19 protein-coding genes are annotated in these 23,349 nt (G+C 40.4%); 11 read left to right on the top strand and 8 right to left on the bottom strand.

Going from position 1 to position 23,349, the window contains the following annotated elements:
• The first annotated feature begins 3 nt into the window (after positions 1 to 3).
• From ACXACJ_RS02930 to dapA, 6 genes are all read left to right on the top strand, one after another.
• Positions 4 to 483 (top strand): hypothetical protein, encoded by a 480-nt coding sequence (locus ACXACJ_RS02930; protein ID WP_475132772.1) that lies wholly within the window; start codon positions 4 to 6, stop codon positions 481 to 483.
• 92 nt (positions 484 to 575) lie between these two features.
• Positions 576 to 1,898, top strand: a complete 1,323-nt coding sequence (xseA, locus tag ACXACJ_RS02925) for an exodeoxyribonuclease VII large subunit (protein WP_475132771.1) — start codon at positions 576 to 578, stop codon at positions 1,896 to 1,898.
• A complete protein-coding gene (gene xseB, locus ACXACJ_RS02920) occupies positions 1,873 to 2,070 on the top strand; it encodes an exodeoxyribonuclease VII small subunit (RefSeq protein ID WP_475132770.1) in 198 nt (65 codons plus the stop codon). Before xseA ends, xseB begins: the two co-directional genes overlap by 26 nt.
• A 17-nt stretch (positions 2,071 to 2,087) precedes the next feature.
• The gene (gene ligA / locus ACXACJ_RS02915) at positions 2,088 to 4,139 is read left to right on the top strand and encodes an NAD-dependent DNA ligase LigA (RefSeq protein ID WP_475132769.1); all 2,052 of its coding nucleotides are present in this window, start codon (positions 2,088 to 2,090) and stop codon (positions 4,137 to 4,139) included.
• Positions 4,139 to 4,651 (top strand): DUF6913 domain-containing protein, encoded by a 513-nt coding sequence (locus tag ACXACJ_RS02910; protein WP_475132768.1) that lies wholly within the window; start codon positions 4,139 to 4,141, stop codon positions 4,649 to 4,651. Before ligA ends, ACXACJ_RS02910 begins: the two co-directional genes overlap by 1 nt.
• A gap of 6 nt (positions 4,652 to 4,657) precedes the next feature.
• Positions 4,658 to 5,518 carry a 4-hydroxy-tetrahydrodipicolinate synthase gene (gene dapA / locus ACXACJ_RS02905; RefSeq protein WP_475132767.1) on the top strand — a complete coding sequence of 287 codons (861 nt, stop codon included), beginning with the start codon at positions 4,658 to 4,660 and terminating at the stop codon, positions 5,516 to 5,518.
• A 70-nt stretch (positions 5,519 to 5,588) separates the two neighbouring features.
• On the opposite strand, the gene ACXACJ_RS02900 is transcribed toward dapA, so the two are convergent.
• Positions 5,589 to 5,765, bottom strand: coding sequence for a histone H1 (locus ACXACJ_RS02900; protein WP_475132766.1), 177 nt, complete (start codon positions 5,763 to 5,765; stop codon positions 5,589 to 5,591).
• Positions 5,766 to 5,862: 97 nt separating this feature from the next.
• A complete protein-coding gene (locus ACXACJ_RS02895) occupies positions 5,863 to 7,113 on the bottom strand; it encodes an aminotransferase class I/II-fold pyridoxal phosphate-dependent enzyme (RefSeq protein WP_475132765.1) in 1,251 nt (416 codons plus the stop codon).
• 165 nt (positions 7,114 to 7,278) lie between these two features.
• On the opposite strand from ACXACJ_RS02895, the gene accC reads away from it, so the two are divergent.
• The 3 genes from accC to ACXACJ_RS02880 are packed head-to-tail and all read left to right on the top strand — an operon-like array spanning position 7,279 to position 10,607.
• Positions 7,279 to 8,769, top strand: a complete 1,491-nt coding sequence (accC, locus tag ACXACJ_RS02890) for an acetyl-CoA carboxylase biotin carboxylase subunit (RefSeq protein ID WP_475135067.1) — start codon at positions 7,279 to 7,281, stop codon at positions 8,767 to 8,769.
• Position 8,770: 1 nt separating this feature from the next.
• Entirely contained in the window at positions 8,771 to 10,069 is a 1,299-nt protein-coding gene (locus ACXACJ_RS02885) for a DUF1015 domain-containing protein (RefSeq protein WP_475132764.1), read from the top strand.
• On the top strand, positions 10,035 to 10,607 hold the full coding sequence (locus ACXACJ_RS02880; protein WP_475132763.1) for a Maf family nucleotide pyrophosphatase: 573 nt from the start codon (positions 10,035 to 10,037) through the stop codon (positions 10,605 to 10,607). Before ACXACJ_RS02885 ends, ACXACJ_RS02880 begins: the two co-directional genes overlap by 35 nt.
• 92 nt (positions 10,608 to 10,699) lie before the next feature.
• On the opposite strand, the gene ACXACJ_RS02875 is transcribed toward ACXACJ_RS02880, so the two are convergent.
• On the bottom strand, positions 10,700 to 13,105 hold the full coding sequence (locus tag ACXACJ_RS02875) for a thiamine pyrophosphate-dependent enzyme (protein ID WP_475132762.1): 2,406 nt from the start codon (positions 13,103 to 13,105) through the stop codon (positions 10,700 to 10,702).
• Between the two features lie 346 nt (positions 13,106 to 13,451).
• Between ACXACJ_RS02875 and ald the strand changes: the two genes are divergently transcribed.
• Positions 13,452 to 14,567 (top strand): alanine dehydrogenase, encoded by a 1,116-nt coding sequence (gene ald, locus ACXACJ_RS02870; RefSeq protein WP_475132761.1) that lies wholly within the window; start codon positions 13,452 to 13,454, stop codon positions 14,565 to 14,567.
• Between the two features lie 145 nt (positions 14,568 to 14,712).
• On the opposite strand, the gene ACXACJ_RS02865 is transcribed toward ald, so the two are convergent.
• Positions 14,713 to 16,992, bottom strand: a complete 2,280-nt coding sequence (locus tag ACXACJ_RS02865; RefSeq protein WP_475132760.1) for a TonB-dependent receptor — start codon at positions 16,990 to 16,992, stop codon at positions 14,713 to 14,715.
• A gap of 253 nt (positions 16,993 to 17,245) precedes the next feature.
• Here ACXACJ_RS02865 and ACXACJ_RS02860 point away from each other — a divergent pair, with 253 nt between their 5' ends.
• Positions 17,246 to 17,821, top strand: a complete 576-nt coding sequence (locus ACXACJ_RS02860; protein ID WP_475132759.1) for a hypothetical protein — start codon at positions 17,246 to 17,248, stop codon at positions 17,819 to 17,821.
• Between the two features lie 245 nt (positions 17,822 to 18,066).
• Here the strand turns inward: ACXACJ_RS02860 and ACXACJ_RS02855 are convergent, their stop codons facing one another.
• From ACXACJ_RS02855 to ACXACJ_RS02840, 4 genes are all read right to left on the bottom strand, one after another.
• Positions 18,067 to 18,981 (bottom strand): DUF6607 family protein, encoded by a 915-nt coding sequence (locus ACXACJ_RS02855; protein ID WP_475132758.1) that lies wholly within the window; start codon positions 18,979 to 18,981, stop codon positions 18,067 to 18,069.
• 100 nt (positions 18,982 to 19,081) lie between these two features.
• On the bottom strand, positions 19,082 to 20,167 hold the full coding sequence (locus tag ACXACJ_RS02850) for an HmuY family protein (protein WP_475132757.1): 1,086 nt from the start codon (positions 20,165 to 20,167) through the stop codon (positions 19,082 to 19,084).
• An 8-nt stretch (positions 20,168 to 20,175) separates the two neighbouring features.
• Positions 20,176 to 22,449 (bottom strand): TonB-dependent receptor plug domain-containing protein, encoded by a 2,274-nt coding sequence (locus ACXACJ_RS02845; RefSeq protein WP_475132756.1) that lies wholly within the window; start codon positions 22,447 to 22,449, stop codon positions 20,176 to 20,178.
• A 110-nt stretch (positions 22,450 to 22,559) separates the two neighbouring features.
• Positions 22,560 to 23,180, bottom strand: coding sequence for a response regulator transcription factor (locus tag ACXACJ_RS02840; RefSeq protein ID WP_475132755.1), 621 nt, complete (start codon positions 23,178 to 23,180; stop codon positions 22,560 to 22,562).
• Positions 23,181 to 23,349: the final 169 nt, after the last annotated feature.

The raw sequence follows: 23,349 nt of genomic DNA, 5'->3' as shown, positions 1-23,349 counted from the left end.
AAAATGATGAAAAAGCTCTTATTTATAGCTTTTATACTCTGCCTTTACCTTCCGGCAATTGCCCAAGACAGGCCACCTTCGGAAGAAGAAAGAAGAAAGTTTGAAACTGCGCGCGTTGCCTATCTTTCAAATAGGCTTGATTTAACAGTAGAACAAGCCAAAGAATTTTGGCCGGTATTCAACGAGTATGATAAAAAGAAAAAGGAACTTGTTGAAGAGTATAATAAGAAAAGGCATGAGCTAGCAGGCCCCAAAGGATATAAAAACATGAACGATGAGGATGCTGCTAGAATGCTGGATTACTACTTGGAACAAAAACAAGGTGAATTAGATCTTGAGAAAAAGTATCTGAAAGAATTCTCCAAAGTACTGAATCGCTATCAGGTTTGGGCCGTAATTAGGCTCGACAGCGACTTCCGAAGATCATTGATGAAGCGCTTGGGTGATGATCATAAACATGACGACAAAGAACCCGATAAATAGCTTACAAAAACATTGAAATGGAATCCTGCTTCGGCAGGATTTTTCATTTCAGGGCGTTTGATAGCCAAATGCATTCATGTAATTTGCACCTTATGACTTACCTGTCCCTGTTCGAACTCACCAGCCTGATCAAATCCGAATTAGAGAAGAATCTAGAACCTTCTTATTGGGTTGTGGCCGAAATCAGCGAAATGAGATTGAACGCCAAAGGCCATTGTTATATGGAGTTGGTAGAAAAAGAAGGCAACTTTGTTTCTGCAAAAATTAGAGCCAACATTTGGGCTTACACCTACAGAAACCTAAGTGGCTGGTTCGAAGCTATAACCCATACGCCACTTCAACCAGGCATAAAAGTCCTTTTCAATGCTAATGTGCAGTATCACGAACTGTACGGCATGAGCATAAACATAAAAGATATTGACCCAAATTTCACTTTGGGTGAAAGGGCGAGAAAGAAGCAAGAGATCATTCAGCAATTGCAAGAGGATGGCATTTTTGACTTAAACAAGGAAGTCCCTTTACCCTTTGTGCCTCAAAAAATAGCCGTTATAAGTTCGGAAACAGCCGCAGGTTATGGTGATTTCATGAATCAGATCAAGCAAAACCCGCATGGATATGTTTTTCACACAGAGCTTTTTCAAACGTTAATGCAAGGCGATCAAGCACCAAAATTCATAATAGAAGTGCTTCACCAAATCCACGAAAGAATGGATGAATTTGATATGGTGGTTCTCATCAGGGGGGGTGGTTCTCAAGTGGATTTAGATTGTTTTGACGATTATGATCTAGCCTCTCACATTGCCCAATTTCCTCTGCCCATTATCACTGGCATTGGCCATGAAAGGGACGAAACCATTGCTGATTTGGTGGCCAATACCAAAATGAAAACACCGACAGCAGTAGCTGAATTTTTAATTAACGGATTAGAGCGATTTGAAGAAAGGCTAAACGAAATGGCCTATTATTTAGAGAAACAAGGAAGCCTCATTATTCAACAGGCCAACTACGATATAAACAACCTTGGCCATCAATTAAAATCCGTTCTGAAAGAAGTGGTTTATCAAGGCGAGAGAACGCTTTCTACTCATGAATTAAAACTGAAATATTCCACCCATGAATTTTTCAGATCAGAAAACAGAAAAGTCGATAACTTTGAGGTTCCTCTTATTAAAGCAAAAAGTCATAAACTCAAAGAAGCGGAGAAAAGATTGACTTATCTGGAAAAACAGCTTGAATTGCTCCGCCCAGAATCAATTTTAAAAAGAGGATATTCAATGACTTTGAAGAATGGAAAATCCATCACTCAAAATCAGAAAATTGAAGAAGGCGATGAATTAGAAACCATCACCAGCCAATACAAAATCGTAAGTACCGTGAAAACCGTCAGCCATGAGCAAGAAGAAACTCAGCTATAAACAATCATTAGAGAGAATAGAGGAAATCGTTGATATCATTGAAAATCAACAGCCAGATATTGACGATCTTTCTGGACTTGTGAAAGAAGCTTCAGCACTAATAAAAGACTGCAAAACCAGGCTTAAAAATACGGAAGAAGCCCTTAACGATTCCCTCGAAAACCTTGAGTAATTTAAAAGTTTGAGAAAATGACTCCAGCCCAAGCGCAGGCAGAAATAAAAAATCTGACCGAACAGATTAACCATCACAATGAGCTTTACTATCAACAGAGCCAATCAGAAATCAGCGATTTCGAGTTCGATCAACTATTGGCAAAACTGATAAAACTGGAAAATGAATTCCCTGAATTCAAGGCGGTAGACTCTCCTTCTCAACGAGTTGGCGGCACAATCACCAAGGATTTTGAAACTGTGGTTCACAAATACCCCATGCTTTCATTGGGAAACACATATTCCGAAGAAGACCTTATAGACTTTGACAACCGAGTAGCCAAAGGACTGGAAGGACAAACCTACGAGTACCTTTGTGAGCTTAAATTTGATGGAGTTGCCCTGAGCCTTACTTACGAAAACGGGCTATTGAAAAGAGCCGTTACCAGGGGAGATGGCACTCAAGGTGATGACATTACCACCAATGCAAAAACCATAAGAACAATCCCTTTAAGATTGAAAGGCGATGTACCAGCTGAGTTTGAAGTTCGAGGAGAAGCCTTCTTCCCCATAAAAGAATTTCAAAGAGTAAATGCCGAACGCGAAGATATTGGCCTCGACCTTTTGGCCAACCCAAGAAATGCGGCTTCGGGCACTTTAAAAATGCAAGATTCATCGGTTGTAGCTTCCCGAAAGCTAGACTGCTATCTCTATGCTCTTCTTGGGGAAAATTTGAATGTTTCTACTCACGAGGAAGCCATTCAGAAAATTGCTTCATGGGGTTTCAACGTATCTCCTACCTATAAAAAATGTGCAAACATTCAGGAGGTGCTCAAATATATTCATGATTGGGAAGAAGAACGCCACAACCTTCCTGTTGAAACAGACGGGATTGTAATTAAAGTCAACAGTCTCCAACAACAGGAACAACTTGGTTTTACGGCCAAAAGCCCACGTTGGGCAATTAGCTATAAGTATAAGGCAGAAAGTGCTGCCACAGTTTTAGAAAGCATTTCTTATCAAGTAGGGCGAACGGGAGCCGTAACGCCAGTAGCTAATTTGAGCCCCGTATTATTGGCGGGAACCACCGTTAAACGAGCTTCACTCCACAATGCTAATGAAATAGCCCGATTAGATTTAAGAATTGGTGATACCGTATTCGTTGAAAAGGGAGGCGAAATTATCCCTAAGGTAACCGCTGTCAATTTGGAGCTTCGTAATCCAGACAGTCAACCTGTGGAATACATTAGTCAATGCCCTGAATGCGGAACCGAATTAATTCGTCAGGAAGGCGAAGCTGCTCATTACTGCCCAAACAGCGAAACTTGTCCTCCACAAGTACTAGGAAGAATTGAGCATTTCATTCAAAGAAAAGCTGTAGATATTGATTCTTTAGGGCCTGAAACCATCCGCGGCCTTCTTCAAAATGAGTTGATCGAAAACTATGCTGATTTATACAGCCTCACTTTTGAGCACTTAAATGGTTTAGAATTCAAGATATATTCTGAAAAGAAGGGTGATTATACCATTCGAAGTCTTCGCGAAAAATCAGCAGGAAATATTATCAAGGCCATAGAAAATTCAAAAGAGGTTCCTTTTGAAAGAGTATTGTTTGGCTTGGGCATTCGCTATGTCGGCAAAACGGTTGCTGAAAAATTAGCAGCTCATTTTAAAACCATCGACAATTTGGCAAAAGCCGATTTCGAAACCTTAATCTCTGTGGATGAAATTGGTGATAGAATAGCTCAAAGCGTTATTGAGTTCTTTCAGCATGAAGAAAATCTAGCTATTGTTGATAAGCTGAAGGCCGCAGGAGTTCAAATGGAAAGCGCAATAAAAGAGGTGGCTGCTGAAAGTAGTTTGTTGACTGAAAAAACCTTTGTTATTTCGGGCGTCTTTAGCCAATTCTCAAGAGAAGAGCTTCAAGAAAAAATTAAAGCTAACGGAGGGAAAGTTGTTTCTTCTATAAGCAAAAAGCTTGATTTCTTAGTTGCAGGAGACAAAATGGGGCCTTCTAAATTAGAAAAAGCCACCAAGCTGGGAATAAAAATTATTTCCGAAGAAGAATTCATCAATATGATCTCAGCCTAATGTCAATATTTGGAAAGAAAATACTTTCGGCCGCTAATAAAAAGGCTGCTGCATCAAATAGAAATTCATCGTTTAAGTCATTTGCCCAAGCAGAAAGAATCGGGATTTTGTATTCATGGGAAGGCGAATCAAAAGAATCGCTAATTACTGATTTTGCTGCCTCAATGAATGGAAAGAGCGTAGAAATGCTTTGTTTCAGCCCTGACAAACGAGCCGTTTTAGCCACTGAAAACCCAGCATTTTCGAAAGCCGATTTAAGCATGTTTGGCAAAATTACTTCTGAAGCGGTACTATCTTTCATCAATAAAGACTTCGATTACCTCTTCCATTTGGACTTCAAATTAAACGAGATTACAAAGTCCGTAATCGTTAATTCTAAAGCTCATTGGAAAATCGGCCATCATTCCGATTCAGGAGAAGGCATTTATGATTTGATGATAAAAATCAATGAAAGCGCTGGTTTCAGCAGCTTAACCGATCAAATGCTTATTTACGTAAACGCATTGAAATAGAAATATATGGAAGAATTGAAAGGAACTGGAGTTGCGTTAATCACCCCCTTTTCACAAGACTTAAGCGTAGATTACAACGGCCTTAAAAAACTACTCGAACACACGGCCAAAGGAGTTGATTACTATGTAGTACAAGGCACAACAGGAGAATCAGCCACCACTTCTACCCAAGAAAAGGCCGATATCTTGGCCTTTGTGAAAGCCAATAACACCAAGCAACTTCCGATTGTATACGGTATCGGGAGTAATCATACACAAGCAGTTATTGACAGCATTAAATCAACTGATTTAAATGGAGTGAGTGCCTTACTTTCCGTAAGTCCATATTACAATAAACCTAGCCAAGAGGGCATTTATCATCATTTTGTTGCGATTGCAGATGCTTCTCCTATTCCTGTGATCCTCTACAATGTACCAGGCAGAACTCAGTCTAACATCTCTGCAAAAACGACTTTAAGGCTTGCAGAGCACAAAAATATTGTAGCGATCAAGGAAGCTTCTGGAGATGTTGTTCAGTGCATGGAGATTGCTAAAAATGCACCTGAAGGTTTTCAACTGATTTCTGGAGATGATCTTCTCACCACTTCAATGATGTCATTCGGAGCTGTTGGGGTAATTTCCGTTTTGGCGAATGCTTTTCCTAAAACATTCAAAACTATGACTAGTTCAGCGCTTTCTGGCGACTTTGAAGCTTCAGCTAAAGCTACTTTTGAACTCTTGGAAATCAACCCATTGATGTACGCAGAAAGCAATCCAGTAGGTGTAAAACATGCGTTAAAAGCATTAGGCATTTGTGCTAATTATGTGAGAATGCCCCTATTAGCCGCTTCTCAAGAGCTTCAAGAAAAAATCGAAAAGCTATTATAAGCTTAACTTGCTGCAAAAAATAAAGGCCAATCTTTCGATTGGCCTTTATTTTATCTGAAAAGATAATTGATTATCCTTCGTTTTTGATGTTCTGAACGTCAACACGGATTTCTTGAGCAAGGTTTTTAAGATCTTGCATTCCTTTTCTAACTCTAGTTCCAGCGGCTTGGTTTTTTTTATCGTAGAACTTCTCGAAATCAGCCTCTAAAGAATCCACCAAGTTTTTTACTTCGCTAAATCTGCTCATATTATTGTGCTTTAAGGTTGTTGATAAAAATGTTTGTTTAGTCAGCAATTTAAGTCAAAATACTCTATCTGCAAGAATCAGGGCACTTTTTTTTGGTTTACTCACCAAAAGCTGTTGCCAACTCTGCATTTTTGTATTCGCCACTCATAAGCTTCCCTTTGATGGCCTCAAATGCTGCAATAGTTTCTTCAACATCTTCTAAACTATGTGCTGCAGTTGGAATTAACCTCAAAATGATCATTCCTTTAGGAACCACAGGGTAAATTACTGCTGAACAGAAGATGTTAAAGTTCTCTCTAAGGTCCTGGCTCATTGTAGCTGCTTCTCCTACAGTTCCATTAAGAACAACCGGAGTTACAGGAGATTGAGTTGTACCAATACTGAAACCTTTCTCTTTCAAACCACCTTGAAGAGCATTTACAATCTTCCACAGATTTTCTCTATGTTTTGACTGAGTCTTGATCAATTCAAGCCTTTTTAATCCACCAATAACAAATGGCATTGGCAAAGACTTAGCAAAGATCTGAGATCTCATATTGTACTTTAAATAGTGAATAATATCCTTATCTCCCGCTACAAAAGCTCCAATAGCAGCCATTGATTTAGCAAAAGTAGAGAAGTAGATATCGATACCATCTTGACAACCCAAGTGCTCGTGAGTTCCAGCGCCAGTTGGTCCCATAGTACCAAAACCATGAGCATCGTCTACAAGAATTCTGAAGTTGAATTTCTTTTTCAACTCAACAATTTCCTTCAATGCACCCAGGTTTCCTGTCATACCGAAAACACCTTCGGTAATTACCAGAATTCCACCACCAGTTTCATTGGTAAGTTTAGTAGCTCTTTCAAGCTGCTTTTCTAAATTCTCGATATCGTTATGAGGGAAAACAAAACGCTTACCCATGTGAAGTCTTACACCGTCAATGATACAGGCGTGCAACTCAGCATCGTATACAATTACATCCTTTCTGTCCACCAAAGCATCGATAATAGAAAGTACGCCTTGGTATCCAAAGTTTAACAAGTAACCAGCTTCTTTTCCAACAAAGTTGGCCAAGCCAGTTTCTAATTCTTCATGATAGGAAGTGTTACCAGACATCATTCTGGCACCCATAGGATAGGCCAATCCCCAATCGGCAGCAGCTTTAGCGTCTGCTTCCCTTACTTCGGGCAAATTGCCTAGGCCTAGATAATTGTTCAAACTCCACGTTAACACTTCTTTGCCCTTGAACTTCATTCTCGGGGCAATTTCACCTTCCAGTTTTGGGAACATAAAGTACCCTTCTGACAATTCGGAGTGTTTTCCTAACGGGCCACTGTCGGCCAGTAACTTTTCAAATAGATCCAATTCCTTAAGCCTTTTATTGAATAACCTAATACAGTAAACAAAGGGGCAAAGATAATATTATATACGCCATTTATCAAAAATTCAGAGGGATATATCATACTTTCTGACTTAGAATTTAGCAGATAATTAACTAGCATTGTATGGAAATATAAGATGGGAATGGAAATAAGGAAAATAGAAAAAATACTTGTAGCCAACCGCGGAGAAATTGCGCTGAGGGTTATGAGAACGGCCCGCGAAATGGGCATTAAAACTGTTGCAATCTATAGTGATGCCGATCGAAATTCACCTCATGTAAAATATGCTGACGAAGCCGTTAATGTAGGCCCTCCTCCTTCGGCTCAATCATACCTTTTGGGCGACAAGATTATTGAAGCCTGTAAACAACTTTCGGTGGACGCCATTCACCCTGGTTACGGCTTTCTTTCAGAGAATGCTGGCTTTGCCAAAAAAGCTGAAGAAAACGATATTATTTTCATTGGCCCTTCGCAAAAAGCCATTGAAGTAATGGGAGACAAACTAGCTGCTAAAGAGGCAGTTTCGTCTTATGACGTCCCTATGGTTCCTGGAGTAAACCACTCTGTTACCGACCCCAATGAGGCTAAAGAAATTGCAGAGCAAGTAGGCTATCCTGTGCTAATCAAAGCCAGTGCTGGCGGTGGCGGAAAAGGGATGCGTGTAGTTGAAAATCCAGATGAACTGGAAGAGCAAATGAAACGTGCTATTAGTGAGGCTCAATCGGCCTTCGGAGATGGCTCTGTTTTCGTGGAAAAATTCATCACTTCACCGCGCCATATCGAAATTCAGGTTCTTGGCGATCAGCATGGAAATTTGGTATACCTTTTTGAGCGTGAATGTTCTATTCAAAGAAGACATCAAAAAGTAATTGAAGAAGCTCCTTCTGCCATTCTAACTCCAGAAAAAAGAAAGGCCATGGGCGAAGCTGCTTTAGGTGTAGCCAAAGCTTGTGATTATTATGGAGCAGGAACGGTTGAGTTTATTGTAGACGAAAACCTTGACTTCTACTTCTTGGAAATGAACACACGCCTTCAAGTAGAACACCCTGTAACAGAAGAAATTACAGGAATTGACTTAGTTAAGGAGCAAATCAAAATTGCCGAAGGCCATCCTCTAAGTTTCAAGCAAGAGGACCTGACTATTAATGGCCACGCCTTAGAAGTTAGGGTTTATGCAGAAGACCCAACCAACAATTTTCTGCCAGATATTGGGAAATTAACAACTTATCAAACTCCAAAAGGCCCTGGCGTTAGAGTAGACGATGGTTTTGAAGAAGGAATGGACATTCCTATTTACTACGATCCGATGATCGCCAAGCTGATCACTTACGGAAAAGATAGAACCGAAGCCATTGAAAGAATGGTTAGAGCCATTCAGGAATACCAAATCACCGGGGTTAGCACCACGCTCAATTTTTGTGAATTCGCTATTCAACATGAGGCTTTTACCTCTGGGAAATTCGACACCAAATTTGTGGAGAAATTCTTCAAACCAGAATTGCTTCAAGAATTGAACCCTGAACACCACGATATTGCAGCGGTTTTGGCGGCTCTTACCGTGAACGAAAAAAGCAGCAATAGCCTTAAAGTAAAAACAGAAGCCAATTCTAGCAAATGGAAGCTTAGGGTTAGGGATTAATATGGCAGAAATTAGACCTTTCAAAGCCTGGCGTTACAACAAAGAACTATCAAAACAGATTGAAGATTTAGCTTCTCCCCTGTTCGATGTAGTTTCTGACAAGCAGCGCGAGGCTCTTTATCACAATCCATATAATAGCATTCATCTTTCTGTTCCTAAAAGCATTTCGGGCCAGAAAGAAACCATGGAAGAATGGAAAAGCAAGGGCATTATCAAACAAGATGGTGCCCCTGCTATTTATGTTTACTACCAACATTTTTCTTTACCAGGCAGCAACCGGCCATATACCCGCAAAGGCTTTATTGCCTTTATTAAAGCTACTGATTGGAACCGCAGCGATTCAGATATTCTGAGGCACGAAAACACGATGCCACACAGTGTAAATGACAGAATCGACATTCTAGAGCAAAGCCAAATGAATGTGAGCCCTACGCACGGTTTGTATTTCGACCAAGATTTTGAACTGGAGAAATACATGGACGAAAGCATGCTGAACCCTATATATGATAATGAAGATTATCAGGGTGTTAGAGATGTTTTAAGCATAATCCATGATTACGAGGTCATCAAGAAGTTCATCGCTAAACTAAAACCTCAGCAGGTAATTTTGGCTGATGGACATCACCGATACGAAGGCTCTTTGCTCTACAAAGAGAAAATGAAGGCCGAAAACCCAAATCATACAGGGAAGGAAGCTTACAATTATCATTTGATGTACCTGACCAATGGGCAATCAGACGACTTGAGAATACTCCCAACGCATAGGCTGATTTCAAATCTGGAAAAGTTTAGCAAAGCAGAATTACTGGAAAAACTTGCTCCCTATTTCATTATCAAACCACTTGACAACCCTAACGATATCCCAGATATCATTCTAGGAAAGAAATGGGCTTTTGGCCTTCTATTCGGAGATGAAGCAGTAAAAGTCAGACTGAAACCGGAAGTTCATAAAACCATGCATTGGAATTTCCCCCAAAGCATTAAGGATTTAGACTTAACCGTAATGCATTATTTCATCATTGAAAAAGCGTTAGGGATTCCAGGTAAAAAGCAGCGAAGTTCGAACAAGGTGTCGTTCGAAAGAAACTTTGCCAACTGCCTTTCCAAAACCATTTCTGGAGAAGCTAACTTTGCCATTATTACGCAAGACATTAGCATGGAAGATGTAAAAAGCGTGTGTCATTCTGGGTATACTCTACCTCAGAAATCCACTTATTTTTACCCTAAAGTAATCAGCGGTTATTTGTTCGGATCAATCAAAGAAGATGAATTTACCTTACCATTTGATATTGGCTTCTAAATCGCCAAGAAGACAAGAACTATTAAAGTCGCTGGAAGTTGATTTCGAAATCAGAACCAAAGAAGTAGATGAGTCATTTTCTGAAGAAATGGAGGTTCATAAAGTGGCTGAATACCTAGCAGTAAAGAAGTCGAATGCTTTTGAACTAACCGAAAACGAACTTCTTATAACATCTGACACCACAGTTTTAAACCATGGAAAAATACTCAACAAAGCTTCGGATGCCGATGAAGCTTTTGCCATGCTTAGTTCACTTTCTGGCAATACTCACGAGGTTGTAACGGGTGTTTGCTTAAAAAGCCCCCAAAAGCAGATCAGTTTTTCGGAAACCACAAAAGTGACTTTTACCAAGCTTTCCGAAGAAGAAATTTGGCACTATATAAAACGCTACAAACCTTTCGATAAAGCTGGAGCTTACGGCATTCAGGAATGGATAGGCATGATTGGAATTGCGGGCATTGAAGGCGATTACTATAACGTAATGGGATTGCCTTTGCACAAACTCTACAAGCAACTCCTTGCTCATTTCAGCGCATAAAAGAATTTCCTTTCAAAAACAAAAGAGAGCCCTTTAGAAGCTCTCCTTTGTTTTTCAGACACCGAGATAATTCTCGAATGACAATCTATTCTTTAATAAAGTGCAGGGAATCTGTTTGGATCTACCTCACTCATCAGTTCATAAGTCTTATCAAATACCGTTTCAACACTTGGTTTTGAGAAATAATCGCCATCAGAAGCGTAAGCTGGTCTATGCGCTTTCCCTGAAATAGTGACAGGCTGAGAATCCAAATGGAAGTAAGCACCTTGCTCTTCAACTACTTGCTGCATCATATAAGCTGAAGCTCCACCAGGAACATCTTCATCAGCGAAAATCACTCGATTGGTTTTCTTGATAGAATCAATGATAGAATGATGAACATCGAAAGGCAAAAGTGTTTGCACATCAATCACTTCAACCGAAATGCCCACTTCTTCAAGTTCTTCAGCAGCTTGCATTACAATTCGGCACATAGAACCATATGTAACAATGGTAACATCAGAACCTTCTCTCAGAACTTCAGGAACACCTAAAGGAACTGTGAATTCACCAATATTATCAGGAATACGCTCTTTCAATCTATAGCCATTCAAGCATTCAATCACAATCGCAGGATCGTCTGACTGAAGAAGTGTATTATAGAAACCAGCAGCCTGTGTCATGTTGCGAGGAACCAGAACGTGGATTCCGCGGATGCTATTAAGAATCATACCAATTGGGGATCCAGAATGCCAAACACCTTCCAATCTATGACCGCGGGTTCTAATGATCAATGGGGACTTCTGACCACCAGCCGTTCTATAATGCAAACAAGCTAAATCATCGGAAAGAATTTGGATGGCGTACAATAGATAATCCAAATACTGAATTTCAGTGATTGGCCTCAAACCACGTAAAGCGGCTCCAATTCCTTGACCAATAATGGTTGCCTCTCTAATTCCCGTATCGGTAACTCGAATTTCTCCGTGCTTAGCTTGAAGACCCGCAAAAGCCTGATTTACATCTCCGATTTTACCAACATCTTCGCCAATCGCAAAAACTCGAGGATCACGAGAAAGAGCCGCATCAAAACAAGCTTGAAGCACCTCTCTTCCGTCCACCGTTGGGGATTCGTCAGAATATTCAGCTTTAACTTCTTCCACTTTTAGCGGAGAATGGGCCGATTCGCTGAACAAATGAGAGCTATATCTTTCCTCATTCTTCTCAAGGGTTTCCTTTAACCAATTCGTCAATTCAGTTCTTGCTTCTGAATTTTCTGAGCGGGTTAAGCGCAATACTCTTTTTGCTGCCCTAATCGAATCCAAATGAATTGGATTCATCGTTTTCTTTAATTCATTGATGATAGGCACGATTTCACTACCAAGGCTACTCTGTGCGGCCAAAGCTTCCATAGCCAAAATAGCCTCACTTTGCTCTACCTTAATATCTGCAATAAAAGCGTCCCAAGCTGCCGACTTGGCCTCTTTGGCCATTTCTTTAGCATCTCTTTCAATTTTTTCAAGTTCAGCTTCGGTGGCAAATTCGTTATCAAGAATCCACTCCTTCATCTTCTTGATACAGTCAAATTCGGCTTCCCACTGAAGTCTTTCTTTCGACTTATATCTTTCGTGAGAACCTGAAGTAGAGTGTCCCTGAGGCTGGGTCATTTCAACCACATGAACGAAAGTTGGAACATGTTCCGTTCTGGCCAAATGAGCTGCTTTTTTGAAAGTTTCGACTAAAGCCGAATAGTCCCAACCCTTAACAACAAATATTTCAAATCCTTTTTTATCCTTTGTGCGCTGCGCACCAGCCAAAAACTCTGAAATACTTTCTTTGGTGGTATGATATTCTTTTGAAACTGAAATCCCATACTCATCATCCCAAACGGCCATTACTACAGGCACTTGTAAAACACCAATGGCATTCATGGCTTCAAAAAATGGTCCTTCGGAAGTGGAAGCATTTCCTATAGTACCAAACGCCACTTCGTTTCCTTTGATAGAAAAATCCGTGAATTCGTGAAGAGCTTTATTTTCTCTGTAAAGTTTTGAAGCGTAAGCAAGGCCTACCAAACGTGGCATTTGACCGGCCGTTGGAGAAATATCTGCACTCGAGTTTTTCATCGAGGTTTGTTTCTTCCACATGCCGTTTTCATCCAAAAGACGATTACCGAAGTGACCGTTCATTGATCGTCCACCGCTGGCTGGTTCAGCCTCTACATCGGTATGCGCATATAGTTGTGCAAAGTATTCTTGAATTGTAAGCTGGCCAATGGCTAGCATAAAAGTCTGGTCTCTGTAATAACCAGAACGAAAATCTCCATCTTGAAATGCTTTGGCCATAGCTACTTGAGCCACTTCCTTACCATCTCCAAAAATCCCGAACTTAGCTTTGCCCATAAAAACCTCTTTGCGGCCCATAAGGCTCGCTTCTCGGCTCTCACAAACCAAACGGTAGTCGTTCAGAATTTCGTCAATTGCAATGTTCAATTTCTTCTCTGTTTTCGTTGCTCCCACGTTCTATACAGTTAATTTTTTAAAGACCCTTTTATTCGAGGTTAACAAAAATACAATTTTAGCAATACGAATCAAATTTGGAGATCAGTATTATCAACCTTAAAAATCAAAACAAAAACAAATCAATTTTAGTTTTAAACAAATTATATTCTAAATAACACCAGAAGTCAAAATTTAATTTCAATATAAATCAGAGGCTACCAACAATGTTTTAACCTTCCGTTAACTCACAACATTGAGATGTTTAAAAGGGTTGCAGGATTTTTTTTGAAGATTGCAAACGTTTGAGATATGGGTTGCTATATTTGCCCACAAAAATTGATAGTCAGTTTAAAATTCACAAGTCATGATTATTGGTGTACCTATCGAAATTAAGAATAATGAAAACAGGGTTGCTTTAACCCCAGGTGGCGCTTTAGAACTTATCAAGCGTGGCCACACTGTCTATGTACAGGACAATGCCGGATTTAATAGCGGTTTCCCTAATGAACTTTATGAAGAAGTAGGTGCCACAATCCTTCCTACCATTGAGGAGGTTTACGGTATTGCCGAAATGATCATGAAAGTGAAAGAGCCGATTGAGCCAGAATACAAGCTGATTAGAGAAGATCAATTGCTTTTCACTTACTTCCACTTTGCTTCATATGAGCCATTGACCAATGCTATGATTGAAAGCAAATCGGTTTGTTTGGCTTACGAAACTGTAGAGAAAGCCGATCGTTCTTTGCCTCTTTTGATTCCAATGTCTGAAGTTGCAGGTAGAATGGCTACTCAACAAGGTGCTAAGTACTTAGAGAAACCAATTATGGGTAAAGGAGTATTGCTAGGCGGTGTTCCTGGTGTTAGCCCTGGTAAAGTTTTGGTTATTGGTGGTGGTATTGTAGGAACTCAAGCTGCTAAAATGGCTGCTGGTCTTGGTGCTCAGGTAACCATTTTGGACGTAAATCTTGATAGACTTCGTTATTTGAACGATGTAATGCCAGCTAACGTGGTTACTCGTTATTCAAATGAAGTGAACATCAGAGAATTAATTCCTCACATGGATTTGATCATTGGTGCGGTATTGATTCCAGGTGCAAAAGCTCCAAACTTGATCACTAGAGACATGTTGAAAGATATGCAACAAGGAACCGTATTGGTTGACGTTGCTGTGGATCAAGGTGGATGTATCGAAACTTGTAGACCAACTACTCACCAAGACCCAACTTTCATTATTGATGGTATTGTACACTACTGTGTGGCGAACATGCCAGGTGCTGTACCTTACACTTCTACTATCGCGCTTACAAATGCTACCCTTCCTTACGCTATTCAATTGGCGAACAAAGGCTGGAAACAAGCTTGTCAAGACAACAAAGAGCTTGAGCTTGGCTTGAACGTAGTGAAAGGTGATGTGGTATATAAAGCCGTAGCAGAAGCTTTCGACTTGCCATACACAGACGTTAAAAAACACCTTAATTAAGAATTAAGGTTTAATAATACTCGAAAGAGGCTTTTTGGTGTTAAACCCAGTCATCCTGAGCTTGACTCAGGATCTGTTTTGCAAACCGTTATAGTGATATGAACGGTTCATGAAACAAATTCAGGGCGACATCGAAAAGCCTCTTTTATTTTAGGGTAACCCGAAATCCTAAAAATCCTCTGATGCCTTGATTGGGCGCAAATACATAAGAAGGGTCAAATGTTAGCGCATAAGGATTTTGTGTAGTTGGAACAACCTGACCTTGCTCATCGAACTGAACATTCTTATCAAATGGGTCGAAAGAGCGCGCGATACTATTAGCAGGCGGGGTATAATTCAACAGATTCTTCACACCCACATAAACCTCAACTTTGTGTCCGAAATTTCGCGAGAATTGAATGTTCTGAATACTCCAAACTGGTGAAAATTCAGCCCTTGGATCCAATTCACCCAAAAGAGGCAATCGCATTGGGCCATAAAGATTTCCGGTGTAGTCAACCTTAATTCCAGTAATCAGAAAAGTATAGCTAACATTCCAAACGGCAGAAAACTGCTCGGTTAGCAGCTGATCTTTTCTTACTCCTTCTTCTTGAAGAAAAACATCTTGAACCGTTGCACCTACCAACAATTTCAAACTTGAAGGGAAAGAAACATCCACATTTAAGGAGATTCCTTGGGAAATCGCATACCCGTTGAGATTATCGTAAATAATCTGATTCGGGTTGGTGTCATAATCCGCTACGATTCTATTCTGAAAGCGAGTATAAAAAGCCGTAGCATCCAAATCCACAAAGATGTTATCGGCCGTGATAAACTTCTTCACATAATTGACATTGGTATTCCACGAAGTCTCAGGTTTCAATGCCTCCACAAAAACCACTTCCCTACCTCCAGAAAGTGCCGCATGATCTTCAGTAAAAACATTGGCAACTCTATATCCATTACCAATGCTCAACCGCAAAACGTCCGTCTTACTTTTTGAATTCCACTTATAATTTAAGCGCGGAGAAAGAATAGAATCATGACGGCTATTGTAATCGTATCGCAAGCCAAAAAGCAGTTTATTTTGTGGGTTCAAGCTAATTTGATCTTGCAAAAAGATACCAGGCAAGTGTGTAATTGAAGGCTGATTGCGAATATTGTCTGCAGAAGAAGTAGCTGGCGTGTTATCATCATAGGCTGTAAATCGATACGCTGCGCCAATCAGCAATTCATGATTTTTAATGGATGAATCCCAAGTCAACTGACCAAAACCAATGAACTGATCCGCCAAATATTTGACATTTCCATAAACCGAATTTTGGATGTGCTGATTAGCACTAAACTGAAAATTGACCTTCTCTTTAAACGGAAGCTGATAAAGCCCAAAAACTTCCCAGCGGCTGGTATAAATGCTTTCACCATATACTTCGTTTCCCCCTCTATTTTTGGTAGTCCAATCCATTTCACCGCCCCAACGATCTTCATACACATACCTTCCTGCTAAGGAAAACATTCGGTTTTCTCTTCTTTCAAAGTTCCATTTGTTGAAAACAGAAAGTCTGTTCTGTTGAGTTACGTCCGTAAAGCCATCTTCGTTATTGTCTATGGGGTTTTGGTAGTTGAAATAATCGAGGCCTAAAAGTGAGCTAGCTTTAGCTCCCGACTTCAACTTCACCCCAATGTCGGTATTAACTTCACCCCAAGAAGTGGCAAACATATCAGCGCTAAGCACAGGCGCATTTTCAGCATTTTTTGTAATCAGATTGATTAAACCCCCAACTGCCTCAGAACCATACAAAGTAGAAGCTGGTCCTTTCACCACTTCTACCCTTTCGATAAGCGCTTGCGGAATTCCTGTAAGACCGTACACCGTTGAAAGCCCACTAACAATTGGCATTCCGTCAATAAGTACCATAGTGTAAGGCCCTTCCAATCCATTGATGTGAATGTCGCCCGTATTGCAAACATTACAGTTGAGCTGTGGCCGAACCCCATTTACATTTTGCATCGACTCAAAAACCGAAGGTGCGGGATTGGCCTTAAAAAAAGCGCCAGTATAAACCTCCACAGGAACGGGACTTTCCAATCGGCTCACTTCTTTCATAGTACCCGAAACCACAACATCATCTAAAGCCTGAGCATCTTCTTCCAATAGAATATCGATCAAAAGCTCCTGATTACTTTTAATTTCAATTCGTTGAAAGAAAGGTTTGAAGCCAACAAAAGAAGCTTTCAGGGTATAATTTCCAACCGGAATATTCTCAAAATAAAACTGTCCCGATTCTGTCGTCACTGTTCCAAATTCGGTATCAATTAAAACCACATTTACAAACCCCATGGGTTCTTCATCAACCTTAACAATACCTTTCAGCATGCCATTTTGAGCAATCAACTGAGCACTAATCATTAAAAATAATACAACAGAATAAATGGTTTTGATCATTCGTATTCAATAATTAGAATACAAATATATTTATTTTAGATTAACCTAAAAATAAATAAAGACACGTCTTAACAAATAAACCAATTAGGTTGATGCGTAAAAGGCTACCATCAAAGGACGATTCTTACCTCTCAGAAATATTTATAAAATGATTTCGTTAGATTTCTTGCAACAAAGTTGCACATGCACTAATGTTGCAAACAAGTTTATAAACTCGATGTTATACGTTGTAGAACACAATCTTTAATTCATTATGAAATTCGACACTAAAAGATTTTACCTCCTAGCGATTTTGGCAGTTACAGCTCTATATACTGGCTGTAGTTCAGAAGATCCAGAACCAGTTAACGAAGAAGAATTAATTACAACCTTAGAGGTTACGTTTACCGGCACTGGACCAAATGAAGGCGAAAGCGTAGTAGCTACATTCAAAGATATGGATGGAGTTGGTGGAGCGGATCCGGAAATCACAAACCCTGTAACCTTAAAAGCAAATGGCACTTACGATGTTGCGGTTAGATTCTTAAACGAAACCGAAACTCCAGCCGAAGAAATTACTTTGGAGGTTGAAGAGGAGTTTGATGAGCATCAGCTGTTCTTCTCTTCTACAGGCTTCACTTTTACTTATCAGTATAACGATGAAGATGTAAATGGACGCCCTATTGGCTTAGATGGCTCTGTGATTATTGGTAACGCAGGTTCTGGTCAATTGACTATTCAGTTGATTCACCAACCAGATAAAGCAGCTTCTGGTGTTAGTTCTGGCGATCCAACCAATGCTGGTGGCGAAACCGATATCAGCGTGACTTTTAATGTAAATGTAGAATAAATGGGTTTTGGGGCGATTGCTCCAAAATAGTAAATGTAGTTGTAGTGAAGCCACGTATTTTTAATACGTGGTTTTTTTATGGGTATACTTTCTTTCCTTTCATAAATAAGTCGATTTTATGTCAACTTATTTCAGGACGAGACAGACAAAGAAAAAAATAAGGCCACCCTTTCGGGCGGCCTTTTGCTATGAGGACTATCTATTCAAATCTTCCCTTATGCATTGAAAGATAGTGAACACTCAACCTAATCGAGATAAGAATCAATAAGCGCTCTTACCTGCTTTTTCACTTCTGTTTGATCGTAATCGGTTTGCGCTACAATCTCATCGCCTAGGGCGAAAATTCTTTCGTACAAGATTTTGTCGTCAATCTTGGCTTCAAAAGTTAAGATATCGTGCTTGGCGTAAACATCAGACCATACATCGCGTACATCGGCCCAGAATTTCTCGTTCTTTACCCACCATTCTGAAGCTGCTTTGCATTTGCTTTCGTCTACTTTTGTGTAAGTATTCCAGCCTTTTTCGCTCGCTAAAACTTCGTCTTCAGCACCTTCTTTTCTCAAAACCTTGTCATTGTCTTGCTCATGTAGCCAGCCATAATCTGTCAGTTCATGACGATTTCTCCTGATCATCACATTGTAATCGCTACGCTTTGTGTATTCCCTTCTTGGTAATGGCGAATCTGAAACGCCTTCCCAATAATGTTTTCCATCGGTGTGTACCCAAGAAGCCGATGCTTCATACCTTGGACTGTCATCTACGTGGTATACTTTCTGAGTCCACTGACCTTTTACATCAGATTTTGACAATGAAGAAGCCGTCCATTTCATGTCACCTTGGTAGGCATATAAATCTGTGTTTTGGTAAATCCAGTCTTGTCTCCAGTGCTTCACAATATGTTCTCCACCTACAACCAAAAGGTGTTGAAGTACAATTTTGTCTTTATCATCTTCCACCAGTTTTACCCATTCTAAGGCCTTCGCCATATAGTTTGGGTGGTATTGATAATCGCGCTGATACCCAAAAGTTTCAGCGAAGTTGAAGGTTACTTCATAACATCCGCACATGCCTTTTATGGCCTCTACATCCTGTTTCTTTTTACTCTGCGCAAATGTGGAAACGCTACTGATCAATAGCGCAACAATTAATAGCTTTTTCATTCCTGTTTTATTTACTCTGATGATTGTGTGTTAATGGTCTTTTTGAATTCGGGACGGAGCAAGCCCAAACATAAACTCGCTCCATTCCCATTTCACAACTTTAGTTAGCCAACAAATCGTACTTGATTTGAGGGTATCCTCTATCTCCAGAAGTTGCATTTACTAAGCGAGTAAACTGGAGTTTGTAAGTATTGCCTTGGCTGTCTTTCACTACATAGAAAACGCTCGTGTCTACACCGGTTTCATTTTCGGAACCTGGTTGAGCCAGAACTCTCCATGTACTGCCAATCGTAGCGATTTCAGAAGAGAAAGTCAGCGAATTGGTATCGCTTTGGGTGAAAGCATCGTAAGCAAATTCTTCCGTAGAAACCAAAGCCACCTCTACATTCGATCTATTTTGAAGCACAAAGTCATTATAAGCGTAAGGAATTTGAACCGTTGCGCTCATTGGAATCACGTTGGTGAAAACGGTGAAAGCAATATCCCATTCTGCCTTTTTAGGCTCTACAGAAACTGCTCCGCTAGCAAAACTCACATAGTTGAAATTATAGTCGCCATCTTTGGCAATTTCCAATTCGTTAATGCTGGTTGCGTCAATGTTGGCATATTGAAGGGTATAGCCGTTTCCGTTTCTAAGAATTCTGGCCTTCACCCAGCCACGGTTGTTTCCATCTGTGCCTCTTCCTCTGTTGATGATGTAAACTTTGTTTTCTTCAGCTGTTGCAGAAACTTCGGCAATGGCTGTTCCTTCTAAAGAACCATCAGGCTGATCTGTCCAGTTTTTAGCATCTTCCAGCCATTCTGGTGCTGGGCTAGCGAAAAGAGAACCGAAAATGGCATCGATATCTAATTGAGCACCCAATCCCAAAGTATCTTCAGCAGTAACCGAAGCTAAATCGGTTGCTTCCAAAGCCATGGCCATCATACTGGTAGAATTGTTTAAGATTACACGAAATTCGGAACCAGCGTAGAAGCCCAAATCCCAGTCGTCTCTCGATACTACAGTTTGGGTTTGAGAAGAAAGATCAATAAAAACTTGGTTTGGCTGACTTGGCCCACCCACCTCAGGATCCATGATCGCACTTTCAACCACTGGTTCTGGTGTTGGCTGATCGTCTTCGGAATCACAAGCACTGATGATTCCCATGCACAAAGCCAGACAGAACGCTCTCCAAGCGTATTTCATATTAATTGTCATCTTAATTTTAGATTATAGGTTAGTTTGATAAAATAGCTACGTCCATAGGCAACAGGCACGGAAGAGCCACTAGAATGGGCTCCTCCACTGCTGCCCGAATTGTTGATTCGCTGAACATCAAATAGGTTTTTTACACCCAAAATGATGTCGAAATCAGAAAAGAGTGTTTTTGAAACGGTGAAGTCCATGAAGTGAAAAGCCTGAAGTTCGCCCACCGATACTTCCTGCTCTCCATCTTCATTTTCACTGAAAAGGTAGTTTTTGATTACACCTGTGTATTTGTAAAAGACGTTGATGTTTACTCCTGATTTGCCGAGTGTTTTGGTTAAGTTGGCATTGAATTCTGGAGTATAGAAAAACGTCTTTAAGTCTTCTGAAGCACTTTCATCCAAGCGATTATAGCGGCCGATGTAAGAGAAGCCTACAGTAGCTGAAAGGTTATCCCAGTTCATTTTCTGGCTTACATTCAAGCCTAGAGTTTTAAATCTATCTACATTGATGTAAGTAGTTGAAGTGGCATCTGTAGCCGATTGGGCAATCCCAATCTGATCGCGAATGTCATTAAAAAACACCTTCGCCTCAGTTTCAGCTTTTGCTATTTTTACATCATACTTTTTGCTGAAAGAACTACTTAAATGATGGCTGAATTCTGGTTGTAAATCCGGATTTCCGAAAATTCTGTGATTGGAATCGACAAATTCAAAGTAGAGTTCTCTAACTGAAGGCGCACGATACCCTCTTCCATAAGCCAACCTTAAATCGGCCGAAGGGCTGAATGCATGTTTAATTTGCAACGAAGGAATAGCCTGAGTTCCGAAAGCACTATTGATGGCCAACCTTACACCTGGGCGGAAAGTAGTTTTTTCCCATGGTTGATATTCAAACGAGGAATAAAAGGCGACATCATGAATACGCTGCTTTCCTTCCTGAATTCGCCCCCCACCCACTTCTTCAAAAGTTAGCTGGTAGCCAGTCTGCATATCCAGTTTTTTAGCAAGGTTGCTATAACCCGTTCCTCCAAACTCCCACACTCTGTAGGTACTCACGTCCTGATCGCCTGCAGCAGTTGTCGGTTGCTTTTCGTCCGTTACCAGATTTCGGGAAAACTTACTTTTATCCCTTTCAAAATCGGAGAAAGAAAGAAAAGCTGTATAGCGACTTAGGAAAGGGAGCCTGCCCTCCGCCTGAATTTGATGAATAACGCGCTGGGTACTGTACTCCTCATCTATAGCGAAGGGCTGGTTTTCTCCCGAGGGTAAGTAATTGTTATTGGACTGACCTGGGTTTTCAATCAGTTCGTCCAAATAATTTAAATGATAGTAAACCGAATGTTTTTCTCCGTTGAAACGCAACATCAAGTTTCCTTGAAGCTGATCTTTAGGGTTCCATTCTCGTTGTCTGCCAGTTTGAGCTCCACTAAAACCCTGAAAATCATTATGTAGAACACCAAGCTGAGTAAACCATTTAGGGGAAATATTATGCTTAAGATCGAAACTCTGAATGTGTCGACCTTTACCAGGCCCAACTTCAGAACCCACAGTTTCTTCCTGAATATTCAGCTTAATTTCGGTCTTATGGGTAGCAGATTTGTCGGTAATCAGATTGATAACACCAGCAAGTGCATTGGCTCCATAATTCACCGCCATTGGACCTTCAACAATTTCTACCCGCTTAATATTATTGAGATTGATTTGAGAAAGGTCTGCAGCATTTCCGTTACCATTTCGGTTTACGAGCGGAACTCCATCAAGCAGAATTTTTACATTTTGGCTGGAAATTCCTTGCAAGCTGATGCCCATACTTCCAATGGCTAAATCCTGTGAGGCTCTGATATTTAGAGTACTGGCCAGCGCATCGGCTAAGTTTACTGCTCCTCGGGCCATAAATTGCTTGCTATCTATAACCTTTACTGAAAAAACAGAATGCTCTGCCGACCTGGGATCGAACTGGCCAGTAACTACAACATCATCAAGCAAATTTTCTTTGGGTACAAGCTGAATTGAAAGGGCCTCTCCAGAGTAGAGCGTGTCTGAAAACATGTGATAAGCCAGGTGTCGCGCCTGGACTATGGCGGGAAAGGTAATCCCTCCCAATTCAACCATACCTTTCGAATCTGAAATGAAGGAGAGCGGTTTCTTATTCTCTAATGGAGAACAAACCACATACGCACCTTCCACAGGTTGCCCGGTCAACTGATCAGTTATTAAGACTTGCTGCCCAAAAAGACCAAAAGCAGAGAGTAAAAATGTAAGTAGAAAAACCGTTTTCACTTGTGTTATTTAGATTCATTCTTAATAACACAAAGGTATGCTGCCTTTAAGTCGCTAAACAATAGCTAGTGATAGCCAATTTGAATCACTAGTTCTAGTGATTGAGGCATTTATGAACCCTTTTTATCAAGGCTCACCCAACCTTTTTCGGCTGCGAATAAAATCAGCTCAGTAGGCGACTTAAGATTCAATTTTTTGAGAATATTCTTTCGGTGAGAATTTACCGTGTGAATGCTAATGACCAATTCATCGGCTATTTCAGAAGACATACGCCCCACGGCAATTAGCCGAACGACTTCCATTTCTCTTTCTGAAAGGTCATATTCTTGAGTATTGTTGTTCAGTAAAACTTTCAATACTCTATTACAGAAAAAGCTTTCTCCCCTTTTGATTGTGTTTATAGCTTCTAGAATTTCCGATTTACTACACGACTTCGTCAGAAAGCCTTTAACACCCAGGGCCAAAACCTGCTTAACCCGCCTTGGATCGTCATCATCTGTTATGATCAACACATCCTGATTTTTAGGGTTAAGTCCTTCTAAATCATTCAAAAAGTTGGTATTCTCCGGAAGGTAGTCTACAATTATAAGGTTTGGTTTTTGAGCCACAGCCGCAGCTTTTAAGCTCTTTAAATCATCGAAAAACTGGACGGTGTTAAATAAACCATGCTCTTCGGACAAAAGCTTGAGTCCTTGCTTTACCAAAAATTGCGACACACCGATGTAGAGCACAGAAGAGGTTTCTTTATTCTTATTTAGACTAATTCTACACAAAAGTAAATCAAATTCTTTTGTTCAAAACAGAAAACGGCAAATACTTATTTAAATGGCAAAAGAAGCGTTCTATAGAAGTCAGGCAATGTATATGCTTTAAGCAAGCCTACAGGTTATAATGGGCCTC

This window comes from Roseivirga sp. AWQ4_251, assembly GCF_056158225.1.
The sequence above is the reverse complement of the archived record's forward strand: the minus strand, read 5'-3'. Positions and strand labels throughout refer to the sequence as shown.